Annotated in this window: 19 protein-coding genes; 3 read left to right on the top strand and 16 right to left on the bottom strand. The window is 63.5% G+C overall.

The features are described from left to right. The first annotated feature begins 81 nt into the window (after positions 1 to 81). The gene (locus tag ACZ1II_RS02600) at positions 82 to 3,657 is read left to right on the top strand and encodes a hydantoinase B/oxoprolinase family protein (protein ID WP_465144244.1); all 3,576 of its coding nucleotides are present in this window, start codon (positions 82 to 84) and stop codon (positions 3,655 to 3,657) included. A gap of 60 nt (positions 3,658 to 3,717) precedes the next feature. Here ACZ1II_RS02600 and ACZ1II_RS02595 read toward each other — a convergent pair whose 3' ends face one another. The 3 genes from ACZ1II_RS02595 to ACZ1II_RS02585 all read right to left on the bottom strand — a co-directional run bounded on the left by ACZ1II_RS02595 (position 3,718) and on the right by ACZ1II_RS02585 (position 8,625). Then, entirely contained in the window at positions 3,718 to 6,360 is a 2,643-nt protein-coding gene (locus tag ACZ1II_RS02595) for a TonB-dependent receptor plug domain-containing protein (RefSeq protein ID WP_465144243.1), read from the bottom strand. Between the two features lie 655 nt (positions 6,361 to 7,015). Beyond that, positions 7,016 to 7,762 carry a class I SAM-dependent methyltransferase gene (locus tag ACZ1II_RS02590; protein ID WP_465144242.1) on the bottom strand — a complete coding sequence of 249 codons (747 nt, stop codon included), beginning with the start codon at positions 7,760 to 7,762 and terminating at the stop codon, positions 7,016 to 7,018. Further along, positions 7,762 to 8,625, bottom strand: a complete 864-nt coding sequence (locus tag ACZ1II_RS02585) for a hypothetical protein (RefSeq protein ID WP_465144241.1) — start codon at positions 8,623 to 8,625, stop codon at positions 7,762 to 7,764. The genes ACZ1II_RS02590 and ACZ1II_RS02585 overlap by 1 nt, the downstream gene beginning before the upstream one ends. A gap of 287 nt (positions 8,626 to 8,912) precedes the next feature. Here ACZ1II_RS02585 and ACZ1II_RS02580 point away from each other — a divergent pair, with 287 nt between their 5' ends. Both ACZ1II_RS02580 and ACZ1II_RS02575 read left to right on the top strand, forming a co-directional pair. After that, on the top strand, positions 8,913 to 11,162 hold the full coding sequence (locus ACZ1II_RS02580) for a TonB-dependent siderophore receptor (protein ID WP_465144240.1): 2,250 nt from the start codon (positions 8,913 to 8,915) through the stop codon (positions 11,160 to 11,162). Positions 11,163 to 11,635: 473 nt separating this feature from the next. Then, the gene (locus ACZ1II_RS02575; protein ID WP_465144239.1) at positions 11,636 to 12,235 is read left to right on the top strand and encodes a calcium-binding protein; all 600 of its coding nucleotides are present in this window, start codon (positions 11,636 to 11,638) and stop codon (positions 12,233 to 12,235) included. An 82-nt stretch (positions 12,236 to 12,317) separates the two neighbouring features. Here the strand turns inward: ACZ1II_RS02575 and ACZ1II_RS02570 are convergent, their stop codons facing one another. From ACZ1II_RS02570 to ACZ1II_RS02510, 13 genes are all read right to left on the bottom strand, one after another. Then, the gene (locus ACZ1II_RS02570; RefSeq protein ID WP_465144238.1) at positions 12,318 to 12,590 is read right to left on the bottom strand and encodes a hypothetical protein; all 273 of its coding nucleotides are present in this window, start codon (positions 12,588 to 12,590) and stop codon (positions 12,318 to 12,320) included. Further along, the gene (locus ACZ1II_RS02565; protein WP_465144237.1) at positions 12,565 to 15,084 is read right to left on the bottom strand and encodes a calcium-binding protein; all 2,520 of its coding nucleotides are present in this window, start codon (positions 15,082 to 15,084) and stop codon (positions 12,565 to 12,567) included. Before ACZ1II_RS02565 ends, ACZ1II_RS02570 begins: the two co-directional genes overlap by 26 nt. A 186-nt stretch (positions 15,085 to 15,270) precedes the next feature. After that, positions 15,271 to 16,938 carry a flotillin family protein gene (locus tag ACZ1II_RS02560; RefSeq protein ID WP_465144236.1) on the bottom strand — a complete coding sequence of 556 codons (1,668 nt, stop codon included), beginning with the start codon at positions 16,936 to 16,938 and terminating at the stop codon, positions 15,271 to 15,273. A 166-nt stretch (positions 16,939 to 17,104) separates the two neighbouring features. Further along, complete coding sequence (locus ACZ1II_RS02555; protein ID WP_465144235.1) at positions 17,105 to 17,731, bottom strand: YqiJ family protein; 627 nt, start codon at positions 17,729 to 17,731, stop codon at positions 17,105 to 17,107. Beyond that, positions 17,724 to 18,452 carry a hypothetical protein gene (locus ACZ1II_RS02550; protein ID WP_465144234.1) on the bottom strand — a complete coding sequence of 243 codons (729 nt, stop codon included), beginning with the start codon at positions 18,450 to 18,452 and terminating at the stop codon, positions 17,724 to 17,726. Before ACZ1II_RS02550 ends, ACZ1II_RS02555 begins: the two co-directional genes overlap by 8 nt. An 18-nt stretch (positions 18,453 to 18,470) precedes the next feature. Continuing rightward, a complete protein-coding gene (locus ACZ1II_RS02545) occupies positions 18,471 to 19,685 on the bottom strand; it encodes a toxic anion resistance protein (protein ID WP_465144233.1) in 1,215 nt (404 codons plus the stop codon). Positions 19,686 to 19,774: 89 nt separating this feature from the next. Beyond that, positions 19,775 to 20,611, bottom strand: a complete 837-nt coding sequence (gene fdhD, locus ACZ1II_RS02540) for a formate dehydrogenase accessory sulfurtransferase FdhD (RefSeq protein WP_465144232.1) — start codon at positions 20,609 to 20,611, stop codon at positions 19,775 to 19,777. 35 nt (positions 20,612 to 20,646) lie between these two features. Next, entirely contained in the window at positions 20,647 to 21,543 is an 897-nt protein-coding gene (locus ACZ1II_RS02535; protein WP_465144231.1) for a formate/nitrite transporter family protein, read from the bottom strand. Between the two features lie 42 nt (positions 21,544 to 21,585). Further along, the gene (locus ACZ1II_RS02530) at positions 21,586 to 22,575 is read right to left on the bottom strand and encodes an aldo/keto reductase (protein WP_465144230.1); all 990 of its coding nucleotides are present in this window, start codon (positions 22,573 to 22,575) and stop codon (positions 21,586 to 21,588) included. Then, positions 22,575 to 23,531 (bottom strand): Gfo/Idh/MocA family oxidoreductase, encoded by a 957-nt coding sequence (locus ACZ1II_RS02525; protein ID WP_465144229.1) that lies wholly within the window; start codon positions 23,529 to 23,531, stop codon positions 22,575 to 22,577. The genes ACZ1II_RS02530 and ACZ1II_RS02525 overlap by 1 nt, the downstream gene beginning before the upstream one ends. Positions 23,532 to 23,601: 70 nt before the next feature. After that, positions 23,602 to 24,501, bottom strand: a complete 900-nt coding sequence (locus ACZ1II_RS02520; protein WP_465144228.1) for a class III extradiol dioxygenase subunit beta — start codon at positions 24,499 to 24,501, stop codon at positions 23,602 to 23,604. Position 24,502: 1 nt separating this feature from the next. Then, complete coding sequence (gene ligA / locus ACZ1II_RS02515; RefSeq protein ID WP_465144227.1) at positions 24,503 to 24,940, bottom strand: protocatechuate 4,5-dioxygenase subunit alpha; 438 nt, start codon at positions 24,938 to 24,940, stop codon at positions 24,503 to 24,505. Beyond that, a complete protein-coding gene (locus tag ACZ1II_RS02510) occupies positions 24,937 to 25,962 on the bottom strand; it encodes an amidohydrolase family protein (protein WP_465144226.1) in 1,026 nt (341 codons plus the stop codon). The genes ligA and ACZ1II_RS02510 overlap by 4 nt, the downstream gene beginning before the upstream one ends. Positions 25,963 to 25,964: the final 2 nt, after the last annotated feature.

Raw genomic sequence — 25,964 nt, 5'->3', positions numbered from 1 at the left:
AGCCTGCTCGAAGCTGCTGGATCAATCGATAGCGATATGCCTATATGATGTCGACGATTTATTGATAATTTGGAGCGGTAGATGAGCGGCTGGCAGTTTTGGGTGGATCGCGGCGGCACCTTCACGGATATCGTGGCGCGCGCTCCCGACGGAACCCTGAACAGCACGAAACTGCTGAGCGAGAATCCGGAGCGCTATGCCGATGCAGCCATTGCCGGTATCCGCAGCGTCCTCGCCCTGTCGGACGACCAGCCCCTGCCTGAAGGACTCATCGATTCCGTGAAGATGGGCACCACGGTGGCGACCAATGCCTTGCTCGAACGCAAAGGCGCCAGGACCCTGCTGCTCGTCGACCAGGGCTTTGCCGACCTGATCCGGATCGGCAACCAGACCCGCCCCGACCTGTTCGCGCTCGACATCCGCCTGCCTTCGCCGCTTTACGAAGCGGTCGAGGAAGTCGGCGGGCGCATCGACGTCATGGGCAATGCCGTCATCGCACTCGACGAAGCCGCCGTCGCCGCCATGCTGGCCGCGCGGCGCAGCGACGGGTTCGAGGCCGTAGCGATCGCGCTGGCCCATGCCTGGGCATTTCCCGAGGTGGAACGGCGGGTCGCGGCGCTCGCCCGTGCGGCAGGCTTCACGCAAGTCTCCGCCAGCCACGAGGTCAGCCCGCTTGCCGGTCTCGTCGCGCGGGGACGGACCACCGTGGTCGACGCCTACCTCTCGCCGGTTCTGCGGCATTACGTCGATCAGGTCGCGAATGCCCTCGGCGAGACCCCGCTCGAATTCATGCAGTCCAACGGCGGTCTGACCGAGGCCCGGAACTTCCAGGGCAAGGATGCCATTCTTTCCGGCCCGGCGGGCGGGGTCGTGGCCGCCGCACGGACCGGCGAGGCGGCCGGTTTCGAGCGCATCATCGGCTTCGACATGGGCGGGACTTCCACCGATGTCGTCCTCTACGCCGGGCAGTTCGACCGGGTGTTCGATGCCGAAGTCGCCGGGGTCGAGATGCGCGTGCCGATGATGGCGATCGACACCGTTGCGGCAGGCGGCGGCTCGGTGCTCAGCTACGAGGGGGCGCGGCTGCGGGTCGGCCCGGAAAGCGCCGGGGCCAATCCCGGTCCTGCCTGCTACCGGCGCGGCGGCCCGCTCACCGTCACCGACGCCAATGTCCTGCTCGGGCGCATCCAGCCCGGCCTGTTCCCCGCGCTGTTCGGCCCCGACGGCGACCTGCCGCTGGACCGGGCCGTCGTCGAGACGAAATTCGCCGAACTTGCAGCCCGGATCGAGGCGCAGACCGGAATCGCGCAGACGCCTGAAAGCGTGGCCGAAGGCTTCCTGACCATCGCCGTCGCCCACATGGCCGCCGCCATCAAGCGTGTCGCGCTGGAGCGCGGCGAGGATGTCTCCGGTTTTGCGCTCCAGAGTTTCGGCGGCGCGGGCGGGCAACATGCCTGCAAGGTCGCCGAAACGCTCGGCATGCGCACGATCATGATCCACCCCCTTGCCGGCGTGCTGTCGGCCTACGGCATGGGGCTGGCCGACCGGACGGCGATGCGGCAGCAATCGGTCGAGCAACGGCTCGACGCGGCAAGCACCGCCGCAATCACGGACCGGGCCGCGGTTCTGGGCGATGACGCCGCGCGCGAACTCGGCGTCGCGGGCGCGGAGCAGCAGAGGTCCGCCTATCTGCGCTACGAGGGCACGGACAAGGCCCTGCCCGTTCCGCTTGCCGACGCCGTCGCCATGCGCGTCCGTTTCGAGGAAGCGCACAAGGCGCGCTACGGTTTCGCCGATAGCGGACGCCCGATCGTGATCGAGAGCGTGGTTGTGGAGGCGGTGGTCCCCGGCCCCGCGGTCGAGGCTCCGACTTTCCCGCCGCGCGATACCGGCGCCCCGTCGCCGATGACGCATGTGAACCTGTGGAGCGACGGCGCCGCCTGTTCCGCCCCGGTCTACGACCGCGAAGCGCTGCGCCCCGGCGACACTCTCACCGGCCCGGCGATCATCCGCGAGGCGATCGCCACCACCGTCGTGGATCGCGGCTGGCACCTTGCGGTCGGCCTCATGGGCGAACTGCGCCTCACCCACACGGCAACCGCCGCCCTTCCCACGCAGGACCCGGCCATCTGCGATCCGGTGCAGCTGGAACTGTTCAACACGCAGTTCATGAGCATCGCCGATCGCATGGGCGTCGTTCTCCAGAACACGTCGAGCAGCGTCAACATGAAGGAGCGGCTCGACTTCTCCTGCGCCCTGTTCGACGCGAGCGGCAATCTCATCGCCAACGCTCCGCACGTACCCGTCCATCTCGGCGCCATGGGCGAAAGCGTCCGCACCGTGCTGGCCGGGCGCGGAGCGGCCTTGCGCCCCGGCGATGCGATCGTGCTCAACAACCCGTTCAACGGCGGCACCCACCTCCCGGACGTGACCGTGGTCTCGCCGGTCTTCGACGCGGAAGGCACCGAGCTTCGCTTCTTCGTGGCCAATCGCGGCCACCATGCCGACATCGGCGGGATGACGCCCGGTTCGACGCCCCCGGCCTCCGCCACCCTTGAAGAGGAAGGGATCGTCATCGACGATTTCCTGCTGGTAGACGGCGGCACATTCAGGGAAGCAGCTTTCCTCGAACTGCTTGCTGGCGGGCGCTATCCGGCGCGCAGTCCGCAAGTCAATCTGGCGGATATCAAGGCCCAGCTCGCGGCGAACGAGACCGGGATCGCCGAACTCAACGCCCTGGTCGCCGCGCGCGGCTGGGACATGGTCCAGGCCTATATGGGCCACGTCATGGCGCACGGCGAGGAATGCATCCGGCAGGTCGTCAGCAGGCTGTCGGACGGCCGGTTCGATTATGCCATGGACGACGGCGCCTCGCTGGAAGTCTCGGTCGCGATCGATCACGAGACCCGCAGCGCCATCATCGATTTCACGGGCACCGGCGCGACCGACACCGGCAATTTCAACGCCCCCCCGGCCGTTACCCGCGCGACCGTGCTCTATGTCTTCCGCTGCCTCGTCGGAGAGGACCTGCCGCTCAACGAAGGTTGCCTCGCGCCGCTGTCGATCCGGCTTCCGGAAGGCAGCTTCCTCGCTCCGCCGCAGGGCGCTGCGGTCGTCGCCGGCAATACCGAGGTGAGCCAGGCCGTGTGCAACGCCCTGATCGGCGCGCTGGGGGCAGGCGCATCGTCCCAGGGCACGATGAACAACTTCCTGTTCGGCACGAAGCGCTATCAGTATTATGAAACCATCTGCGGCGGCGCGGGCGCGGGGGACGGCTTCGAAGGCGCCTCGGCAGTCCACACCCACATGACCAATACCCGCATCACCGATCCGGAAATCCTGGAAATGCGCTACCCCGTCCGTCTCGATCGCTTCGCTGTCCGCAAGGGTTCGGGCGGCAAGGGACGCAACAGGGGCGGTGACGGGGTGGTCCGCGCCATCACCGCGCTGGAGCCGATGACCGCAACGATCGTGAGTTCGCGCCGGACCGTCGCCCCCTTCGGGCTGTCCGGGGGCGAGGACGGAAGCACGGGCCGGCAATATGTCGAGCGCGCCGACGGCGGGATCCACCTGCTGTCCGGCCGCGACCAGTCCGAATTGGCCGCGGGCGACAGGTTCGTCATCGAAACGCCGGGCGGCGGCGGCTTCGGCGCCTGACCGGAAGGCTGCTCCTTCCCGGCGATGCCGGGAAGGAGCAGCCTCGTTCACACCGATATCTCAGTACTTGATGCGCAGGCGGGTGTAGTAGAAGCCGCCGTTGAAGCCGAAGGGACCGCCGTTTCGGGGATAGACCTGCCCGTCCGCCGTGCCGCCGGTCAGCGGATAGATCGGCACGGTCGATGTCGGAGCCAGTCGATCGGGCTTCTCGTCGGTGAAGTTCTGCGCGCCGATGGCCAGCGTGAAGTGATCGGCGAAAGTATAGCTCAGCTCAAGATCGGTGGTGAACTTGCTGCCGAACACCTGGTTGGGAATTCCATTGGTCTGCCCATAGTCCTGCGCAGATGTCCAGGAACTGTAGTAGTTCTCGCGGACGGTGAAACTGAGGTTGTCCAGCGTCCAGCTGGCATTGAACACAGCGCGATGCTTGGGCGCCAGATTCTCCGCGTCGATCAGCTGTGCGGTGCTGACCACCTTGGTGTCGTAGCCGGTGACTTTCGTCTTGTTGTAGTTGTAGGCCAGCGAGAAATTCAGTTCCGCATCGGAAAGCGTGGTGCGCCATGTCGCGACGGCGTCGATACCGCGGGTACGGGTGCGGAAGCCGTTGGTGAAGTACTGCACCTGACCGCCGACGCCCACCGGCAGCAGCGCGGGCTGCGCGGCAAGGTCTGCTGCAGTGACGGCAAAGGGCTGGGTCAGGCCGATGCGGTCGCGCAAGTTGATCTGGTAGGCATCCACCGTCAGGGTCATTGCAGGCAGCGGTTCGAAGATGAAGCCTAGCCCGTAATTCGTCGATTTTTCGGGCGAGAGGTTCGTCGCCCCGTAATACTGCGCGACCGGATTGTCGGTCGGGTAGGTACCGCTCTGGAAGGCGACGCCGTTGTTGAAGGAAGTCGTCACGATCGACACGTTCGACTGCCCCGGCGAGGGCGCGTGGAAGCCGGTGCCGATGCTGCCGCGGATCGAGAATATCTCGGCCAGCTTGTAAAGCGCGTTGACCTTGCCCACCCAGGCATCGCCGAACGTGTTGTAATGCTCGTAGCGCCCCGCGACGCCGATGGTCAGAGCCTCGGTGATGTCGGTTTCGAGGCCGAGGTAGAGGGCATAGGCCTTCTGGCTGAACTTGCCCGCGGTTTCCGGGCTGGTGCCTGCATAGCCGCTCGCCCCGACGCCTTGCGCCGCGCTCGTGCCGGAGAAGGTATATACGCCGGGAGCCGTCTGGGTGTAGAGTTGCTGGGCGATCGCATATGGACCGGCGCCGTAGGACTGTTCGTCACCGGCGGTCTGCTCGTAGGTTTCCTTGCGATATTCCGCGCCCGCCGAAATGGTCAGCGGCGCGGCCAGCCCCAGGTCCATCGCATAAGTGAAGTCGGCGTTGAAATTGAGTTCCTTCTGGATGAGATCGCCGAAATCGAAGCTCGTCTGCGTGTCCGGCCCGTAGGAGAAGTTCGCCGAATTATACATCGAGAGCGACAGCTTGTTGCGCGCCCAGGTCCCCGAAAGGTCGTATGTGAAGTCGCCCGCCGTTCCCTTGTAACCGGCTACACCGTAGATTTCCTCGGTCTTGCCCACGAAGCGCGGCGTGAACCCGGCGGGATAGAGCTCGGCGAAGCGGAAGGTATTGCCGTCGCGCACGAAGCCGCCCGCCGGGCAGGTCGGATTGCCGGTCGGACAGGGCGTGAGGAAGAAAGTGTTGTTGAAGGCGCCGTTCGCAGACTGATTGCGCACCACGCCGTTGGAATCGACGGCAGTGCTGCTGACCGAAGGACGGTAGTTGAAGCTCTGATCGCCCTTGCTTCTGGCGAAATTGGCGAAGGCATAGATCTTGCTGTCGGACGTGACGTTGAGCGCCGCGTTGACGATCGACTTGAAGCCGTGCTGCGGCGAACTGCCCCAGATCTGCACCGGCTCCGGATAATTGGGAAGCTGCGATGCGAGATTGGGGAATTTGTTCGCGAAGTTCGCCGCCGAGGGACGCTGGCGGCCCCGGCTGGTCTGCCCATCGTCGGTATATTCGCCGGTGACGTTGATGAAGCCCCAATCGCCCTTCAGGCCGGCATTGCCCGCGATCTGATAGCTTTCGCCGTCGCCCGCGTAATATTGTCCGGCTCGCCCGACCAGTTCGATGCCCTGATCCTCACGCAACCCGTAGTTGAGCACGCCGGCGATCGCATCGGAGCCGTATTGCGCGGTCGCGCCTTCGCGCAGGACCTGCACATTGCTGATCGCCAGCGAGGGAATTGCCGAAATATCAGGTCCCTGCGCGCCGCGTCCGAGGCCGGTGTCGCTGCCGCCATAGACCTGCACAAGGGCCGAGCGGTTGTAGCGCTTGCCGTTCAGCATCACCAGGACCTGGTCGCCGGACAACCCTCGTAGCGAGGGCGAGCGCACGAACGTCGATGCGTCCGAGATCGCATTCTGCCCTACGTAGAACGACGGGACGATGTTCTTGAGCGCGTCCATCATATTGGCTGCAGGCTGCGCCGTCAGTTCCTGCGCACTGATGACATCTACCGGAGATGCGGAATTGGTAAGGGTGCGGTCCGTTCGTCGCGTGCCCAGAACCACGATATCGCTGGCAATTGCGGCATCCGTAGCCGCATCCGGCGCGGCCCCGGCTTCCGCCGCACTTTCCGCGAATGCTGTTGTCGATGAAAGGAGTGCGACTGTCAAAGCTACGGTAGAACTCGTATATCTGATCATCCTGTGGCCCTTTTTTCAAAGTGGCCTTCAGTACCCTCTCCGTGGAGGCCCCCTGCTGCAATGCCGCCGTCGAGCGGGCGGATTCAGGGTGTCATGGTAAAAGCGCCCGTACGGCCATGCCGGTTCGCATGATGCGAACGACAGTTGCCGCTTCGAAACCGTCGATATCGAACAGGAATCGATTTATTTTTGTATAAGCAGTAATACGCAAGAAAATACCAGCAGAACAAAAATCGTCCCACTACGATAAAGTAATAACTAAACCGAAATTCTGGTAAATATGCCTAATTACAATCCCAGCGCTCCTCATCGCTAGGATCATGGAATCAAAATCCGTGAATTTTTTCACGCCGAATGATGCCGTTGGAGCGAAACCAACATAGCAGGACGCTCGTGGCAAATGAAAACGAGGAAAGCACGGAAAAATTTCATATATGTTGCAGATTTATCTCACTCGCGGACAGCAAGTGAGAGGGGCAGCACCGCCGCCCAACGCGCTCGAAGGGTCGGAATGCACTGGACCAACCGCGCGAAGATACAGGACGGCCTGCACTGCAATCTCGCATACCCAGATCAGCGGCAAAGCTGCGGAGCGCCCGACAGATTCGCCGCGACGCTCCATTTCAGATGCCGCGAAGGCGGCACAGCCGAAGTCTCAGTTGTCCTTGATCAGACGATAGAAGTAGTAATCGGTGCCGTCGCGCCCGTGCTCGACGAGAATCCTGACATCGATCCGAAGCCCAAGCCTCTCAAAAATGCGCAGAACCACGTCCCTGTCGTGTTGCATCGTATGAGGCGCGTGCGCCTGGGGGTGGCGCAGCAATCGCCTCAAGGATCGCCGTAATGCCAGCAGATAGCGCATGGCGAAACGGCGCGGACCGTTCGGTCCCTTTGACAGCAGGTCCGAGACGGGAACCCAGTGGCGAATTCCCACGATGAGATAGCGGCTTGAAACCCGCTGCAACTCACGCAGCACATCCTCCAGCCCGCGCGCATCCACCCAGTTGAGGAAGCGACTGCTGAGCGCACAGTCATATGTATCGTCACCATCCGGGATATTCCTGATGTCACCGAGTTCGAGCGAGCAGTCGCTCCAACGCGCCGTGCAGTTCCCGCGCAGTTCTTCCAGCTCATCGACTTCGTCCAGCTTGTCCCGCGCGGCCTTCAGCATGTCCACCGAAATGTCGCGACCGACCACCTTGAAGCCGCGCTTGTGATAGAGCTTGAGAAAGCGCCCGGTCCCCACCGGCATGTCCAGCACGGTACCGCCAGAGGGAACCACCCGCAGAAGCTCGCCTACCGCGCTGTCCTCTCCCAGCCATTTCGCGGTAGGAGCGCGGCGTGCATCATATCCTCTCGCCGCAGCGCCGGTATAAGCGGTGCTCAAAGCCTGAAAATCCATCAGCTTATCTCCCGAACAACCCTGTTTTGCAGAAATTCCGCCACTTGCCCCGCAGCATCGGCCAGATCGGCTTCCCCGTCGACTTCCAGAACGGGTACGCCCCGCGCACGCAGCAGATCAGTGGCAAGCTGGAACGCCTCGGCCGCATTCACTGTAGCCGCATGGAGTTCGCTCGCCGTCAGATCGATGTGCGCGTTGATCTGCCGCTCCCGGCCGCGAAGGCGCTCCACGATCACTTCGGGACGCGCCGAAACGACAACCAGGGCGCCGGGCTTCGGCACCGACGAGAAATAGGCTTCCCGCAACTGGCGTGCGCAGATCCAGCCTTTCTGCACCAGGGCATCCTGCTGGAGAATCTGTACTCTGCCGGGAAGGCTGTTCCAGAGATGGAGGTCGCGCAGATGTTCCAGCAGGATCGGCAGCCTGGCGAAGCGGGCAAAAGCATCTCCGAAACCGGTTCGGGCCAGTTCGATGCAGCACTCCAGGAAATCGCCCTGGCCGCGCAACGTATGTCGAAACGAGTGTTCGGTCGACATCACCGCAAGGCGCCGCGCATAGACGCTTCCGATCCGGGGCAGTCGAAAGGCCGACCGATAGGGAATCCGTTGCAGCGGGCTTACCCGGTCCAGGTTGGCGACGGCGGCGAGCAGCCTGCCTTCCTGCACCGTGCGGTAACCATGCCGCCGCCCCAGCCGCGCATAGACCGCATGATAGATGGCGGATTTGCCGACGCCGGGCGGCCCGACGAATTCGACCTGCCGCTCCGATCCGGGGAAAGCCGGAACTCCTGCCTGCGGCATTAGGGCATCGGAACAGGACAGGTGCTTCACCTTCACATCCTTCGACCTGGAGAGTTCGCCCATGGCCTGGCCACGGCTTCGAAAAAGACGCGCTTCCGCAAGCCTCGTCTTTTCAACTAAAAAGGTAGAGAATAAAAACAGAGGGTCAATCCTATCCATAGGAGGTAGGAAACCGGTGCGCCTTAACCCCGTCTGACAACGACGCGGACACCCTGCCCCCGTTTTTCTCGTTCACCCCTCCAATGCTATTGCGACGCGATCTCATTTGTATTAGGCGCCGCGCAAGAATCGCAATGCGCACCCGCCGATCGCGGACATTCTCGAACAGGGGCGCCGAACGGGGAAAGACAATGAGGGACGAAAACACGATGCCGACCAGGAACTGCCGACGCCTCATCCGCGTGGCCGCCGTTCTCACGGCAAGCTGCGCATTACCGCATCTGGCGCTTGCACAGCAGCCCGTCACCGACAAGGACGAGGCGCAGAGCGAGAACAACATCACGGTCACCGGCAAGCGGGCAGACGACGATCCGACTCTGACGGAAGGCAGCGACAGCTATGCCCCGCGCGCCGTCATCATCGGCAAGGCCGCGCAGTCGCTGCGGGAAATCCCCCAGTCGGTCACGGTGATGACCAGTGCCCGGATCGAGGATCAGAATCTGCTCAGCGTCGAGGACGTGATGCAGCAGATGACCGGCGTGACGGTGGACCGGGCCTGGCTTTCCTCGACTTATACCTCGCGCGGCCTGACCATCACCAACTATCGTCTTGATGGCGGCGCCAGTTCGCAGACCTCCTCCACCACCGGCGACCTCGACACCGCGATCTTCGATTCGATCTCCCTGATCCGCGGTGCCGACGGCCTGTTCGGCGCGGGCGAGGCGGGCGGCGTCATCAACTTCACCCGCAAGCGCGCCCTGGCCAACCCGCAGGCCCGCGCGGCGATGACATTCGGAAGCTGGGACCGCGCGCGTGTCGATGCGGATATCACCGGCGCGCTCACCAGCGACGGCAATCTGCGCGCCCGCGCCATCGGCGTCTATGACATCGGCAATTCGTTCCAGGACTTCAAGACCGACGACCGCTGGCTGGCGCACGGCTCGATCGAGTACAATCCCGCCCCCGACACCCTGCTTCTGGCCGGCTTCACCCATCAGACGGACAAGCACGACGGATTCAACGTCAGCCTTCCGCGCTATCGCAACGGCGAGGACATCGGCTTCTCGCGCAGCGCCAATGCAGGGGCGCCGTGGAGTTCGATCGATCGCGACATCGACATCGCCTATGGACGGATCGAGCAGGCGATCGGTCGGAACTGGACGGTCCGCCTCAACGCCAACTACACCCGCTCGAACGACCGCACCAACGCCGCCGAAATGGAAAACGCGGTCGATCCCGTGGACGGTTCCGGCACTGACTGGTGGTACTATCAGGCAGCCTCGAAGGCCCGCGAACTGACGCTGGACTTCAACACGACCGGCAGCTTCGAGGCGTTCGGCCAGAAGCATGACGTGGTCCTGGGCGTCGATTACACCCGCAACCGGACCGACAACCGCAGTCTCTGGACCTATTACGGGCCGGGCAACGTGTTCGATCCCGAATATCCGCCCGAAATCGCCTATCCGCCCGAGTGGAGTCAGGGCTATCAGGGCCGCACCGACACCAAGCGCCTCGGCATCTACGGATCGCTGCGCATCCGGCCCGTCGCCCCGCTCTCGCTTATCGGCGGCGGCCGCCTGGTGCTGAAGGACCGCACGCAGGGCCGCAATCTCGCGACCGGAGCGGTGACCTCGCTGATGGACCAGGACACCAGATTCGTGCCCTACGTCGCGACGGTCCTCGACGTCACGAAAGCGGTCAGCCTCTACGCCAGCTATTCCGAAATCTACCAGTCGCAGGCCAATTACATGTCCGGGCCGCGCCCCGGCACACCGCTCGCGCCGGTTACGGGAACCAATTACGAAGCCGGCGTCAAAGGCGAACTCTTCGCCGGCAAGCTGACCGGCTCACTTGCCGTCTATCGCGTGCGCAAGAAAGGCGCCTACGCTGTCGACCCGAGCAATCCTCCGGCCGGTTCGACCGACAACTGCTGCTACGTCCGCGACGGCTCGCTCCGCAGCCAGGGCTTCGAGGCCGAGATCAACGGCGAGATCCTGCCCGGCTGGCAGCTCTCGCTCGGCTATACCTACAACGAGAACCAGAACCGGCGCGAAAGCGATGCAAGTTTCGCGGAGATCACGCCCAAACACCTGTTCAAGCTGTTCACCGACTACAGGTTCCGCGAAGGTTCGCTCAAGGGCCTGAGCCTCGGTGGCGGCGTCACTGCACAGAGCAGCAATTTCCGCTCGGGCTGGGTGCAGGAACTCAATCCTGCCACCGGACTCTACGACGGTCCGTACTATGAGTACCAGTTCAAGACACCAGGCTACGCGGTCTGGTCGCTGCGCGCGGAATACGAGGTAAACGAGCAGTTCTCGGTGAGTGCAAACCTCAACAACATCTTCGATAAGAAATACTACGTCACCATCGGATACCCCGGTTACGGCAATTTCTATGGTGATCCGCGTAACATCATGGTCTCGCTGCGCGGCAAGTTCTGATCCCGCAGACGTTCTCATCACCAAACGATCGTCATGGGCGGCACCGGCTCATGACGATCGTTCCGTGCGGGATGGGCGGCCCGTCGGAATTCTTGCTCCGATTTGAAACTGACAGGAAAAACAAGCGCCTTGCAACTTATTGATATAGACCCTGCCACGACAGATCCATGCAGAACAACCTAAGTTGATCTACATATGATTGCCTCCATAATGACGAAAAACTCGATAGATCAACACTATCCCTGCAATTACACGATTGCCATAACTCCACTACACAGCTTAGTCTGATACAGCAATTGAGAAAACACTGAAGGATGCTGCACACGATCCGCCACGCGGGAACCGGGCAACAGGGGGCCTTTATCATCTCTCTTGAGCAGGCGTGATTTGCTGAACAGATAAGCGGGAAGCCGGCAAAATCGTCGTCGAATTTTCACAATTCAGGACACCACGATTTTCGGAAGGAACAACCCGTGGCAGTAATCTACGGAACAGCGCTTGCAGACAATATCGCCGGGACCGCGGGTGACGACCGCATCGAAAGCCTGGAAGGCGCCGACATCGTGCACGGCTATGGCGGCAACGACATCATTATCGGCGCCGCCGACAGCGACAATCTCTACGGCGACGAAGGCAACGACACCATTTACGGCGCCGCCGACAGCGACAATCTCTACGGCGACGAAGGCAACGACACCATTTACGGCGGCGGCTCGGCCGACAAGCTGCGCGGCGGAGACGGCAACGATCACCTGGACGGCGGCGGCGGTGCCGATCGCATCTATGGCGGCGCTGGGGACGATGTGATCATCGGCGCCAACGACGACGACGTGCTCTGGGGCGACAATCCGAACGACCTGAGCGAGCACGGTTCCGACATCTTCGTGTTCGACAGGGACGACGGCTCGGACAAGGTCTTCGATTTCGAACAGGGGTCGGACAGGATCCAGTTCACCGAAGGCGGAAGCTATACGATCACGTTCCAGGGCGACAATACGATCCTGTACTACGGTTCCACCACCGTGCAGCTGTACGATGTTCACCTCACCGATGCCGATATCTTCTTTGCCTGAACCGGGTGGTTCGGCTTCGGATCAAACACGCGGCGAGCCGGGAGCGGACACCCCTCCCCGGTTCGCCATCATCCGGAGAAGTTCAAAGCAGCATCACCAGGATGCCGCCCCAGATGGACAGAGATGTCGCCCCGGCAACCAGTAGCCCGAGGATAGGCCGCCGCCCCTCGCCTTCATGCGCAAACACCCGCTCCAGCTCGCGGCGTGACAGCGGTCGGTCCTCACCGGCGCGGGAAGGCAATGCCGTTCCCCAGGGCGAAGCGCCTGTGCGGGCAGCCTGCACGTCTGAAGATTCCGTCCCGTAAGAGGTGCGGGAAGATATCCGGTCGTCATAGGAAAAGGATATCGGCTCCATCGATCATCGGCTTTCCTTGGAGGGAAACAAGGGCAACGGCGCTTTGCGCACCGCTGCCATCGGCATCGTAGTAAAGCGTCCCCAGGGCGGGATCGTAGAACAGCTGCACGTCGGAGGAACTTGCGCTCCGACCGTAAGCAAGCGCCTGCGGCGCTCCCGATCGTTCGTCGGCCAGCGCGCCGAATGCCTGCCGATCGATCGCGATACGGTCGATCCCATGCTCGAAATCCATGATCCTGTCGGCATCGGCCCCGCTTTCGAGGCTATCGAAAACGAAAGTATCCGCGCCTCCCGCACCGTAGAGCTTGTCCGCGCCGCGCCCGCCGGAGAGCACGTTGTCCCCGTCGTTGCCGTAAAGGATATTCGCCAGGGCATTGCCCCAGCCGTCGAGGTCCTCGCTGCCGATCAGGTAGAGCCGCTCGACATTGTCACCCAGCCTGTAGTCGATGCTGGAACGGACAGTATCGATGCCGCCCTGCGGACCATGCTCGATCGCGAGGTCATGGAGGCTGTCGATGAAATAGACATCGTCGCCATCGCCGCCCTCCATCCGGTCAGCGCCCGCACCGCCGTCAAGGCGATCTGCGCCCTTGCCGCCAATCAGCACATCGTCACCTGCAAGCCCCAATAGGCGGTCGTCCCCATCTCCGCCGTCAAGGCGGTTGGCAAGCCCATCTCCCGAGAGCATGTCGTCATGCGCCGACCCGATAGCCGCAAGCACGTCGCCGACGCTCAGCTTGGCCCCTCCGATATTCACCGTCCCTTTCGCAAGGTCCAGTTGCACGCCGGATGTCGCCGCCGAATAGTCGAGCGCGAAGGGAACGGCAGCAGCGGTCGCCACGACAGGCTCGGAGAATATCTGGATATGCCGGGTGGTAGTATCCCCCGCGGCATTCGCGCCGGAGGAAATGACGAAGTCCACTTTGTCACCTGCAGACAACCGCACATGTCCCAGGTTGAATTCGTAGTGATGGCCGTTCGACGAATCGTAGATATGCTGTTGCAGGACCTGAAGGTCGTTCACGCTGACCGTCAGATAGACGCCGTCCCCGGTCTGACCACCGACCTCGTAGCTTCCCCGGATCGTGAACAGCCCGTCCGCCTGCGCCGTATAGCGTTCGACGACCGCATGGCGCGAGGCCGGGTTCGTCCCCGCAGCGAAGTCCGCCGGCGTCAGGGTCGTCGCATTGACTTGAAGCGGCCTCAACCATTGCGACCCCAGGTAAGGCGTCCATGCTTCGCCGCCCTTCATGCCCCCGCCCATTGTCTGCAAGGCAACCGTCTGCCCCGTTCCCGAGCGGGAGAAATAGGACCAGGCGCCTTCGAAACCCGTGCCAGCATTATCGCTGTTGGTCACGTCGAACTGGTCGAAGCTGTCGGCCACCAGAGTGCCGGTATGGAAAACCACCGAACCGGCCTCGATGGCCCTCTCGGATTTCAGAATTATCGGCGTGTCGGCCGATATGCCGCCGTCGAAATCGTCGATCCGCTCGCCCCGAAGCGTATAGGCCGCAATACCCTTGGCAAGGCTGACCGCACCCGTCTGGCCCCATAGCACGGCGGCATGTTCGCCAAGCGTGTAGAGATAAGTGAAATCGTCCGTCTCCACCCGAGCGATCGTATCGCTACTGCCTAGAAGACCGCTCAGGAACTGGAACGCCTCGCCCGCGGGGGTCGCGCTGTCGGTCGATGTGTTCCACAGCTCCATGTTGGGAAAATAGGACTGCCGGGCAAGCGCGTACCAACTCGCGCTTTCGATGCCGGCGGCTCCCATGACACTGAGCATCTTGGCCAGATAGGCCGGCGCATCGTCGAGCGAGGCGAAGTCGCTGCCGAATTCGGTGACCCTGATGGCGATCTCGTTGCCGATCACGCTGCGCAATATACCGATCTGGTCCGCGAACTGCTCGGGCGGCGTCGTATAGGGATGGATCGAAACGGCATCCAGCAGATCGAGCGTTCCCAGCGCCTTCAAGTCCGCGAAATAGTCGACCGGAATGGAATGGGTCGCACCGCAGACGAGATCGACATCGATTCCCGCCTCGTCCAGGGCAGTGCTGACAGCGGTGACGAGCTTCGCGTAATAGTCGTCGCGATTGGCTGCCGACGATGCGGCGACCGGCCCGGTCACATAGGAATTCGAATTGTATTCGTTGCCGATCTCGATCGCGGCAACGCCCGGATAACGACGCAGCGTCTCCACCACGAAATCGGCGAATGCCTCGCGTCCAGCATCGGTGTAGACGGTATAGCCCTTGTCGTAGAGCGCATTCGTGTGCGCGAAAGTCAGCGTCACCGCCAGCCCGCGATCCAGCGCCTGATCCAGCCAGGCGGCTTGCGGCACCGAGAAATCGTAGCGCCCGGCTACCGTTTCAATCGCCGCCCAGGGCAGGCTGTCGCGGATCGTTTCCACACCGATCGCGGTTGCCGCGCCGAGAAGCGACGTGTTCCAACCTTGACTGAAATGCGTCTGTGCGCCGAGAGCGATACTCATAAAGCAACCTCGTGGAGTATTGCCCTCGTAAATACTCCCGAATTCATTCCATTCGGCTGACGGTTCTGGTTATCGCACCTGCAATCTGAATAACCGATCCATCAACAACGATATCGGTATTTATACATAGCCGCATGGAGCGTTTTTCGCTTTGAGTAAAAAACGCTCCATGGGCGACAAGACCGATCAGTCGGCCGCGCCGGGCAAGGCCGCACTGGCATCGTTGGCAGGCACCTGAGCCGCACCCTGCACCAGATTGGCGAGCGAAGCGCCGTCCAGCCCGAGTTCCTTCATCAGCCCATCGATCACCGGGGCCTGCGCACGATAGGCCAGCGCGGCACTGACTGCATCGTTCGCCAGATTGCCCGAACCGCCGACCGAAGCGGTGGACCCTGCCGAGCCGCCCTTCTGCGTAAGGCCGTCCACCTGCACGATCTTGATCGAATCGATAGCCTCCAGCGGCCGCACGCTCTCGCGCACGACTTCGGGCAGCACTTTCAGCAGCGCCATCTTCATCTGCAGCGAGATCTGATCGGACGAGAGCAGGTTCGCCGCCTCGTTGATCGCACGCTGACCGGCAGCCTCGACCTCGAACCGCACGCGCGCGGCTTCGGCGCGCAGCTTTTCGGCCTCGGCCTCACCCTCGGCTTCGAGCCTTGCGGCCTCTGCGCGGTTGGCGGCGGCTTCCTTGTCGGCTTCGGCCTGAACCTTGATGCCGATGGCCTGACGCTCGGCTTCCTTGGTAGCCTCGATCAGTTCGATGCGCTTGGCACGCTCGGCGATCTCGGTCTCGCGGCTGGTGACGACCTGTTCCTCGGCGGCGACCGCCTTGGCGCGGGCCTCGTCCGCCTCGGCCTTGGCCTGGCTTTCCTCGCGGCTCTTGTTCTGGATGGCGATCTGCTGGCCCTGACGTGCCAGTTCCACCGCCTGCGCCTGTGCGATCTTGGCCTGCTGGATGGTCCGATCCGCCTCGATCTGCTGCGAATCAACCTGCTGCTTGGCGATGATCCGCGCTTCTTCGGCCTCGCGGCTGCGCAGCGCCTGTTCGCGGGCCACTTCGGCGGCCTGCTCGGCGCGGCGCATCTCCACCTCGCGCTCCTGCTCCAGACGGGCGAACTCGTTCTCGCGCTGAATCTGCAGCGACTGGCGTTCGGCTTCGAGGTTCTTCTGCTCGATCTGGACGCGGGTGTCCTGCTCGATGTCGTTGCGCGCCTTCTTGCGCAGTTCGATCTGCTCGGTCAGCTTGGTCAGACCCTCGGCATCGAAGGCGTTGTTGGCGTTGAAGTGCTCGATCGAAGTCTGGTCGAGGCCGGTCAGCGAGACCGATTCCAGCTCAAGCCCGTTCATCGCGAGGTCAGACGAGGACACCTGCTGCACCTTCTGCACGAAGTCCGCGCGCTGTTCGTGAAGCTGGTTCATCGTCATGCCCGCCGCGACCGAGCGCAGCGCGTCGACGAACTTGCCCTCGACCAGTTCCTTCAACGCTTCGGGGTGCATGGTGCGCGCACCCAGCGTCTGCGCGGCCATGGCGATCGCGCCCGCATCGGGGCGGACGCGGACGTAGAATTCCGCCTTCACGTCGATCCGCAGACGGTCGAGCGTGATCAGCGCGTCCTGGTTCTTGCGCTCCACCGCAAGGCGCACGGTGTTCATGTTCACCGGCATCGTTTCGTGGAACACCGGCAGCACCAGCGCGCCGCCGTTCATGACGACCCGTTCCCCGCCGAAGCCCGTTCGCACGAAGCCGATTTCCTTCGACGCGCGCTTGTAGAGGCGCGCCAGCATGAGGCCCAGCGCCAGAAACAGGACAAGGGCGATGCCGGCCAGAATTGCGATGCCGACGAGGTCATTCATTTTCCAGTACTCCCCCAGACGCCGTGCACATCCCCGCAGGACACAGCGTGTTGAAACCAGTCGGAGCAATTAGCAGACGGGGCCGCTCACTCCCAAAAAATCCGGTTCCGGAGCCGCCGATTTCAAAGCGTTAACCGCCTTTGTCACGAACCAGGCGGCCGTCACCTCAATCGAGGCGCGGCAGATAGTGGTCGCCGCGCGCGATGGCCTTGAACAGGTCGCCCTCGCGCCGCACCAATAGGACCTTTTCGCCCTGCACGAAGCGCTGATCGATCATATCCGGCTCGACCATGACATTGTGGGCCTGCCCGTAATGGTCGAACACCCGCCCCCGCGCCGGATTGCCCGCCGTCGCGGTGCCGACGAGGATTTCCGCCTCGCGCCCGACCAGCATCGTCACGTCGATGGCGCTCGTCTCGTCCTGCGGGATGATCCGCCCCAGTCCGCGCGATAGTGCCCCGGTGATCGGCAGTGCGGCAAGGCCGACCGCGGGCGCAACCAGCCAGGCGCTCCAGGTATGCCCCGTCAGCGCCAGCAGCAGTTCCTGCGCGGAAATGCCCACCAGCCCGAACACGGTCAGCAGCAGCATCAGCCACATGAGGAACGGCACCCGGCCGATGCCCAGCACCGACAGCAGGCCCGCGTCGATACCGCCATGGGCATGGACGTCAACATCCGCATCACCGCCGAGGAAATCGCCCGCGCCGACGATCTGCAGCAGCGCGAACATGAGCATCAGCGCCAGCGCGACCGAGAACGGCAGGCTCCCCGCGCGGGTCAGCAGTTCAAGCATCGTCGCGGGAATCGATGTACTTGGCTTCGAGGAAGCGACCGCGCGTGGCCAATGCATCGAGGTCGCCCAGCGAAAGGTCGAGGCTCATCGCCTCGATCTGCCCTGCGATCACGTCCAGTCCCTCGACCAGTTGCTCGGACGGTGTGGTGCCGCCCGCATGGGGCTTGTTGCGCAGTTCCGCGGGGATGCGCGTGTAGCTGTCCACCAGCGAGGGCAGATGCTCCGACAGCAGCTTGCGCACTTCATAGGCAGCCGGACCGTTTTCCGGCAGCGCGGCAAGCTGAGGGGCGATCTGTTCGAGGCGGACGCCGATCATGTCCACCGCGTCCACTGCGGCGCTGGGTAGCGCACGGCGGCGGCTTTCCAGCCAGATTTCAGTCGATCCCGCCAGTTCCGGCAGGGTCGAACTGCCAAGGTCCCCAACGCCCAGGCGCGGGCTTGAGGGGTAGATGGAGAGCACGCAGAACACCACGAAAGCCAGCAGCGTGGTCAGCACCGTGGTCGCAAAGGACAGGCCGCCGAGAATCAGCCCGGCGGTCAGCGCGACGATGAAGATGCCCGCCACGGCCAGAAACGCCCGACGGATGCGCCGCCAGCGGAACGCCCAGCGTTCCTTGCGCGCGTTGTAGAGCCGCGCGGCCCGCTGGCGGCGGGCAGCGCGGATGATCTCCTGGTTCATGGCATTGCGCGTGGAAACCGCGCGCGAAGAGGGTTCGGACATGGTGCTAATCTATCAGGCTCAGTCCAGCGCCTCCAGCAGCGCCTTGGCGGCCTTGGTATCGCCCGATGAGGCACCTTCGGCCTGCCCCTGTGCGCGGGCGATATAGGCCTTGGACTTGGTGACCTCGCCTTCCAGCGACTGCACCGTCTGCTTCATCGAATCGAGCGCCTGCATCTTGAAAGTGTCGATCGAATCCATCGTGTCATAGATGTTCTGGAACGCGCGGCTGAGCGTTTCCAGCGGGATCGTCGAGTTCGATGCCTGTTCGTGGATGCGGGCGGTGTTGTCCTTCAGCATCTGGCCGGTGCCATCGATGATCCGCGCGGTGGTGGTGTTGAGCGCGGTGATCTGGTCCAGCACCAGCTTCTGGTTGGCCATCGCCTGCGCCACCGTCACCGCCGTGCGCAGCGCGCCGACCGTGGTGGTGGAGGCACGGTCCACACCCTTGATCAGTTCGACATTGTTCTTCTTGACCAGATCGAGCGCGAGGTAGCCCTGCACCGAAACCGCCATCTGGGTCAGCAGGTCCTGCGTGCGCTGGCGCACGTAGAACAGCGCAGACTCGCGCACGGCCTTGGCCTTGGCGGGGTCGGTATGGTCGAGGTCGTTGGCCTTCTGCTCGAGCGTCTCGTCCAGCGCCTTCGACATGAAGATCATCTGTTCGAGCTTGCCCATGGCCGCCCAAAGATTCTGGCGCTCCACATCGATGGAGGCGTTGTCCATCAGCAGTTCGTCCTTGCCGCCCTGCAGGCGGGCAAGGATCGCGCTGATGTGGCCCTGCGCGCTCTGGTACCCGTCGAAGTAGTTGCGCAGCTTGTTGCCCATCGGGATGATCCCGAAGATCTTGCGCCGCGAGAGCAGGTCGCCCTTGGTCGAGGGGTCGAGGTCTTCCACCGTGCGGCGCAGTTCGGCAAGGTCGGCGCCGACGCCGGCATCCTTGTCCATCGCGCGCACCGGGCGGTCGAGGAAGCGGTTGGACTGGCCCGACGCTTCGGCAATTTCCTTGCGGCCCATGTTGGTGATCTGGTCGACGCGGCGGCCGAACTCGGGCGAATTCACGTCCTGCGTGACAAGATCGTCGACGAATTCATCGACGCGCACTTGCAGCTTGGACTTCTGCTCATCCCCCACCGGCACGAGACCGGCGGCCTTTTCAGGCTGCACCACCGGCACCGGATCGGGAGGCGTCAGCTTCAGTTCGCCTGAGGTCGCCTGATCGGTCGTCGTAGCCATCTAGGAAAATCCCGTCCTTCGAAAGTAGTCGTCTCAGCCAAATCTAGGTCGGGCCGAAAAAACTACAAGCGAAACAGGAACCGCCCGCTTTACGGTTCGACGAGCGGCATGGCCTCTTTGTCGGAAGGCTGGGCAGCGCCCACCATCAGCATGGCATCGTCGCGCGCCACGACGCAGAGCGAAAGCCCCGCCGCCTGTGCCCGGCGCACCGCCAGATCGGTGGGGGCGGAGATCGTCACCAGCAGCGGAATACCTGCGCGCACGGTCTTCTCGACCAGTTCATAGGAGCAGCGCGAGGTCATGACGACGAAGCCCTGCGCCGGATCGATACTGCTGCGGGCCAGCGCACCAATCAGCTTGTCGAGCGCGTTGTGGCGGCCGACGTCCTCGCGGATCGCCAGCAACATGCCCTCTTCGTTGCAGAATGCAGCAGCGTGGGTGGCGCGGGTTTCGCGGCCCAATCGCTGCTTGCCGCCCATGGCATCGAGGCCGCGCCGGATCGTCTCGGGCGTGGCCGCGCTTTGGCGTGAGAGAGGTGGCAGGGGGCGCAAGGCGGCTTCTACGCCCTCGATCCCGCAGATGCCGCAGGAACTGTCACCCGTCCGCCTGCGCGCGCGTTCGACGATCAGCGAGAGACGCTCGGGCGGGAGGTTCACACGGGCGACATAGCCGCTGCCCCATTCGCCATTCTCGACCGGATGGACGGCGACTTCGCCAATCTCCCCCGCCGTCGCCAGCCCTTCGGCCATGAGGAAGCCGGTGACGAAATCCTCGATCTCGATAGGGGTGGCCATCATCACGGCATAGGCGATGCCGTTGGTTTCGATGGCGATGGGTGCTTCGACCGCGACGGCGAGACCCTCCGCCTGGTCCGGCCCTGCGCCGTAATGGCTGCGGGAAACGATGATCTTTCTGGCGCCGTTCATACGGCCGTCCTAGCCCAGCATGCCGTCCCGGTCATTCAGATTTCCGCCTTGATCTGCGCATAGGCCAGAAGCGCGAACAGCCCGGTGCCGCCCAGCACATTGCCGAGCAGCGTCGGCAAAAGATGCAGAGTGAAGGCTTCCGTCATCGCCATTTCGCCGTGAAAGGCCAGCAGGAACATCTCGGTGGACCCGGCCACCACATGGGTAAAGCCGCCCGCCGCGATCAGCCATGTGAACAGCGCGACCACGAAGATTTCGAATCCCTTGGAACTCGGCAGCATCCAGACGAAAGCGGCGATGAAGAAGCCCGCCGGAATGCCGTCGAGCAGGGCCGCCGTGCCGCTCGCCTCCGCCGCCTTTCGCGAAACGGCGAGCATTCCGGCCAAGGTCGGGTGCGCGGGATCGACCAGAAGGTCCAGCAACAGGGCCGTGAGAAACGTACCGACGAGGTTCGCCGCCAGAACCACACCCCATAGCCGTGCCGTGCGCCACAGCCGCTCCCCGTTCGGCCCGGCCAGCAGCGGCAGCACCGCGGTCAGCGTGTTTTCGGTGAAGAGTTGCAGGCGCGAAAGCACCACCAGCACGAAGCCCATGGCATAGCCGAAAGCGGCGATCAGATTGCCTTGAGGATGACGTTCGAATGCATTGTGCAGCAGGCCCTGCGCGAAGACCGAAGTGGAGATGCCGATCCCGGCGGCAATGCCCGACCACCAGAGCGACATCGCCGGACGGTGCAGTTCTTCCTCGCCCTCGCGCCGGATAACCGAGAAGACGGTGCGGGCGGAAAGCCGCAGGTTGTCCTTGATCTGCCCGCGTTCGTGGCGGGTAAGACCGGCCTCGTCCCGCTCGATCTCGCGGTCGCTTTCCCGGCGTTCGGGATCGTCGTGCGCCAGTTCGTCGGAGGGTTCGGGGGCAGTTCGGGCATCGTCCATGCCCTCAGAACCGCCCCCGAGACCGTTGGTTCCGTCACCGGGTCAGACGTAGTCCTCGGTGTCGATTGTCGGCTTGATCGTGTCCGGGTAACGATGTCCCGCAATGGTCTGCTGGTTCATCAGCGCACCCGCCTTTTCCAACACGCCAGCATCGATTTTCAGCGCGGCGGCGGCATGATTCTGGTCGAAGTGCGGGATCGAGCGGGTCCCCGGAATCGCATGGACATGCTCGCCCTGCGCCAGAACCCAGGCCAGAGCAAGCTGCGCCGGGGTTGCCTGAACCGAGGCCGCCAGCGCGTTGAACGCCTCGATCAGCGCGAGGTTGTGCGTCCAGTTCTCGCCCATGAAGCGCGGGAAATTGCGGCGCAGGTCCTTTTCGGTGAGCGTGTTCACATCGCTCAGCTCACCGCCCAGCGCCCCGCGCGCGACCGGCGAGAAAGCGACGAGCGCGATCCCGAGGTCACGCGTGGCGTCCAGCACACCCAGTTCCACGTTGCGGGTCCAGAGCGAATATTCGGTCTGCACTGCCGCCACCGGATGCACTGCGTGGGCCTCGCGGATATGGGCGGTGGACCATTCGGACACGCCATAGGCGCCGATCTTGCCCGCCTCGATCGCGCGCACCATGGCGCCCACCGAGTCGGCAATCGGCACCTTCGGATCGAAGCGGTGCATGTAGAACAGATCGATGTGATCGGTGCCGAGCCGCTTCAGGCTGGCGTCAAGCGAAGCGGTGATGCTTTCCGGCGCGCAGTCGATGCCACGGCGGGCGCCGTCGATCAGGATGCCGGTCTTGGAGGCCAGCAGGAACTCGCCCCGCCGGTCCATGATGGCTTCGCCGAGGATCTCTTCGCTGAGCCCCATTCCGTAGATGTTGGCGGTGTCGAAGTGATCGCAGCCCGCGTCCAGCGCGTGGCAGAACAGGCGGGCCGCCTCCTCGCGAGACGGCGGATTGCCGTAGGCCCAGGCCACATTCATGCAGCCGAGACCGACGGAGTGGACCTGACGGCCCGCGAGGAGGCGCTTCGTCATCAGGACCAGCCGTCCTGCGCTTCGAGGCTCTCGGCCAGTTCGCCGATCACGCGGTAGCAATCGAGCACCTTGCCGACCGACGAGTTGGGCTCACGCCCTTCGCGGATGGCGGCGACGAATTCGCGGTCCTGCAGTTCGATGCCGTTGTTCGACACGGTGACGCCGGTGAGGTCGATGGCCTCTTCACGGCCGTTCACCAGATCGTCGTAACGCGCGATGTAAGTCTCGCTGTCGCCGATGTAGCGGAAGAAAGTGCCGAGCGGACCGTTGTTGTTGAACGAGAGCGAGAGCGTGCAGATAGCGCCGGTCTCTGCCTTCAGCTGGATCGACATGTCCATGGCGATGCCCAGTTCCGGATGCTTCGGGCCCTGCAGCACGTTGGCGGCGACGATCTTGCCCGACTGGTAGGCGAAGAGGTCGATCGTGTGCGCGGCGTGGTGCCACAGCAGGTGGTCCGTCCACGAGCGCGGCTGGCCCTTGGCGTTCATGTTCTTGCGGCGGAAGAAGTAGGTCTGCACGTCCATCTGCTGGACGTTGAACTCACCCGCGGTGATCTTGTTGTGCACGTACTGGTGCGAAGGATTGAAGCGGCGGGTGTGGCCGACCATGCAGACCAGGCCCGTTTCCTGCTGCTTCGCCACCACGGCTTCGGCATCGGCCCAGCTGTCCGACAGCGGAATCTCGACCTGAACGTGCTTGCCGGCGTTCATGCAGGCGATGGCCTGTTCGGCGTGCATCTGCGTGGGGGTGCAGAGGATCACGGCATCGACATCGGGCATGGCCAGCACTTCGGCCAGATCGGTGCCGGAGTGCGGCGCGCCGTACTTGGCGGCGACTTCGGCAGCCTGGTCGGCATTGCGCGAAATGACCGAGGCGATCTCTACGCCGTCGATGTTCTTGAGGCCGTCGAGGTGCTTTTCACCGAAAGCGCCGGCGCCGACTAGGGCAATACGCATGGAAATCTCCTTGGGGTGTCTGTCAAAGACAAAGGGCGTGCCGGCGTCAACCACCGGCACGCGGAATCGATCAGTCGATCTGTTCTTGAGTGGCCGCGCCTTCGACGGTGGCCGAGGGCGGTACATCGCCGTTCACCGGCTCCAGCACGATATGGCCGACCGCCGTGTTGCTGGCGGGCACGTGGTAGAAACGCAGCAGTTCGCGCGTTTCCTTGCCCAGCGCGCCGCGCATGATCAGCCACATGACCATCTCGATGCCTTCGCTGCCGGTTTCGCGCAGGTATTCGATATGCGGAATGCACCGCAGTTCCTGCGTATCACCCGACAGCTTGTCGAGGAACATGTTGTCCCACTCGGCATTGATCAGGCCCGCGCGCGGACCCTGAAGCTGGTGGCTCATGCCGCCGGTGCCCCAGACCTGCACGTTGAGGTCTTCCGGGAAGCTTTCCACGGCGCGCGCGATCGCCTCGCCCAGTGCCCAGCAGCGGTTGCCCGACGGCGGCGGATAGGTGACGACGTTGACCGCCAGCGGGATCACCTTCACCGGCCACTTGGCGGGCTTGCCGAAGATCATCGACAGCGGAACGGTAAGGCCGTGATCGACATCCATCTCGTTGATGATGGTCATGTCGAACTCGTCGAGGATCAGGCTCTGGGCGATGTGCCAGGCAAGGTCCGGATGGCCTTCCACGTCGGGCACTTCGCGCGGGCCCCAGCCCTCGTCCGCCGGCTTGTAGCTTTCGCCGCAGCCGATCGCGAAGGTCGGGATGATCTTCATGTCGAAGGCCGAGGCATGGTCGTTGTAGACCAGGATCACGACGTCCGGCAGGTTCTCCGCTTCCCACTTCTGGGTAGGCGCGAAGCCTTGCTGGATCGGCTTCCAGTAGGGATCTTCCCACTTGTCGAAGTCGGACGCGACGCCCAGCGCCGGGATGTGGCTGCAGGCGATGCCGTGCGTAATGCGGGCCATCTCAGCGGTGCTCCTTAATGGAGCGCTGGCCCTCGGGCGAGCGTCCCCCGGCGATCATCATCGCCTGATAGTCTTCCAGTTTCATGCCGGTCATCGTCGAGACGGCCTGAAGGAAGCTCAGGCCATCGGTCGAGAAGACCTTGGCGAGGAAGTAGATATTGCCGCCAAGGTCCAGCAGGCGGTTGTAGTCGCGGGCGAGAACGCCCTGCTTCTGGTCCTCGGTCATCGGCCATTCGTCGAGATAGGCACGCTCGTCCGCCTTCCAGCGCTCGCGGTTTTCGGCCTTCATCAGGCTCATCGCGAACTGGTTCAGGTGATAGCCCTGCCGTGCGCGCTTTGCGGTGTAGACGCGCGTGCCGGGAATATCGTCGAACTCACCGAGGTAGGCGTGGATGTCGATCGGACCGCCCGCGTTCTCGCAAGGGTTCTTGTTCGTCACAGGCCGCGTTCCTTGAGCTTGGCGTCAAGGCGCGGGAAGACCTTGCGCACATTGCCTTCGAAGATCGCGTGGCGCTCCTCATCGGAAATGTCGAGCGCGTCGACATAGCGCTTGGTGTCGTCGAAGTAGAAGCCGGTCTGCGGGTCGATCCCGCGCACCGCGCCGACCATTTCGGAACCGAACAGGATGTTCTTGTTGTCGATCACGTCGGCCAGCAGGTTCACGCCCGGCTGGTGATAGACGCAAGTGTCGAAGAACACGTTGTTCATGATGTAGTCGTCAAGCGAAGGCTTCTTCAGCATGTCCGCCAGACCGCGATAGCGGCCCCAGTGGTACGGCACCGCGCCGCCGCCGTGCGGGATGATGAAGCGCAGCTTGGGGAACTTCGCGAAGAGATCGCCCTGCATCAGCTGCATGAAGGCCACGGTGTCCGCCGCGATGTAGAAGCCGCCGGTGGCATGCATCGCCGGGTTGCACGAACCCGAAACGTGGATCATCGCCGGAACGTCCAGCTCGCTCATCGCCTCGTAGATCGGGAACCAGTATTCGTCGGTCAGCGGCGGATGCTCGAAGTGGCCGCCGCCCGGATCGGGGTTGAGGTTGCAGCCGATGAAGCCCAGTTCCTCGACGCAGCGGCGCAGTTCCTTCACCGAGGCGGAAAGGTCCACCTTGGGGCTCTGCGGCAACATGCACACGCCCACGAAAGTCTCGGGGAACATGTTCACCACGCGGGCGATAAGATTGTTGCAGTGGACCGCCCATGCCTCGGACACCGCAGAATCGCCGACATGGTGCGCCATGGCGCTGGCACGCGGGCTGAACACCGTAAGGTCGGCGCCGCGTTCCTTGATAAGGCGAAGCTGGTTGTCCTCAATGGTCTGGCGGATCTCGGCGTCCGAGATTTCCGGGTAGGGCGGCGCGGCTTCGCCGGCCTTGAATGCGGCGATCTGGGCTTCGCGCCAGGCGTCGTGCGCCTTGGGCAGGACGGTATAATGTCCGTGACAGTCGATGATGAGCGACATGC

Source organism: Novosphingobium sp. BL-S-20 (assembly GCF_055521635.1).
This window is presented reverse-complemented; position numbering and strand designations above follow the sequence as displayed.

What these genes read in the sequence shown, in the direction of transcription:
- ACZ1II_RS02565 (WP_465144237.1), bottom strand. Translation starts at nt 15,084, where the DNA reads ATGAGTATCGCTCTCGGCGCACAGACGCATTTCAGTCAAGGTTGGAAC.
- ACZ1II_RS02555 (WP_465144235.1), bottom strand. Translation starts at nt 17,731, where the DNA reads ATGCTTGAACTGCTGACCCGCGCGGGGAGCCTGCCGTTCTCGGTCGCG.
- ACZ1II_RS02570 (WP_465144238.1), bottom strand. Translation starts at nt 12,590, where the DNA reads ATGGAGCCGATATCCTTTTCCTATGACGACCGGATATCTTCCCGCACC.
- ACZ1II_RS02585 (WP_465144241.1), bottom strand. Translation starts at nt 8,625, where the DNA reads ATGGGCGAACTCTCCAGGTCGAAGGATGTGAAGGTGAAGCACCTGTCC.
- ACZ1II_RS02520 (WP_465144228.1), bottom strand. Translation starts at nt 24,501, where the DNA reads ATGGCCCGCATTACGCACGGCATCGCCTGCAGCCACATCCCGGCGCTG.
- ACZ1II_RS02525 (WP_465144229.1), bottom strand. Translation starts at nt 23,531, where the DNA reads ATGCGTATTGCCCTAGTCGGCGCCGGCGCTTTCGGTGAAAAGCACCTC.
- fdhD (WP_465144232.1), bottom strand. Translation starts at nt 20,611, where the DNA reads ATGAACGGCGCCAGAAAGATCATCGTTTCCCGCAGCCATTACGGCGCA.
- ACZ1II_RS02590 (WP_465144242.1), bottom strand. Translation starts at nt 7,762, where the DNA reads ATGGATTTTCAGGCTTTGAGCACCGCTTATACCGGCGCTGCGGCGAGA.
- ACZ1II_RS02545 (WP_465144233.1), bottom strand. Translation starts at nt 19,685, where the DNA reads ATGGCTACGACGACCGATCAGGCGACCTCAGGCGAACTGAAGCTGACG.
- ACZ1II_RS02560 (WP_465144236.1), bottom strand. Translation starts at nt 16,938, where the DNA reads ATGAATGACCTCGTCGGCATCGCAATTCTGGCCGGCATCGCCCTTGTC.
- ACZ1II_RS02600 (WP_465144244.1), top strand. Translation starts at nt 82, where the DNA reads ATGAGCGGCTGGCAGTTTTGGGTGGATCGCGGCGGCACCTTCACGGAT.
- ACZ1II_RS02535 (WP_465144231.1), bottom strand. Translation starts at nt 21,543, where the DNA reads ATGGACGATGCCCGAACTGCCCCCGAACCCTCCGACGAACTGGCGCAC.
- ACZ1II_RS02550 (WP_465144234.1), bottom strand. Translation starts at nt 18,452, where the DNA reads ATGTCCGAACCCTCTTCGCGCGCGGTTTCCACGCGCAATGCCATGAAC.
- ACZ1II_RS02580 (WP_465144240.1), top strand. Translation starts at nt 8,913, where the DNA reads ATGAGGGACGAAAACACGATGCCGACCAGGAACTGCCGACGCCTCATC.
- ACZ1II_RS02595 (WP_465144243.1), bottom strand. Translation starts at nt 6,360, where the DNA reads ATGATCAGATATACGAGTTCTACCGTAGCTTTGACAGTCGCACTCCTT.
- ACZ1II_RS02510 (WP_465144226.1), bottom strand. Translation starts at nt 25,962, where the DNA reads ATGTCGCTCATCATCGACTGTCACGGACATTATACCGTCCTGCCCAAG.
- ACZ1II_RS02530 (WP_465144230.1), bottom strand. Translation starts at nt 22,575, where the DNA reads ATGACGAAGCGCCTCCTCGCGGGCCGTCAGGTCCACTCCGTCGGTCTC.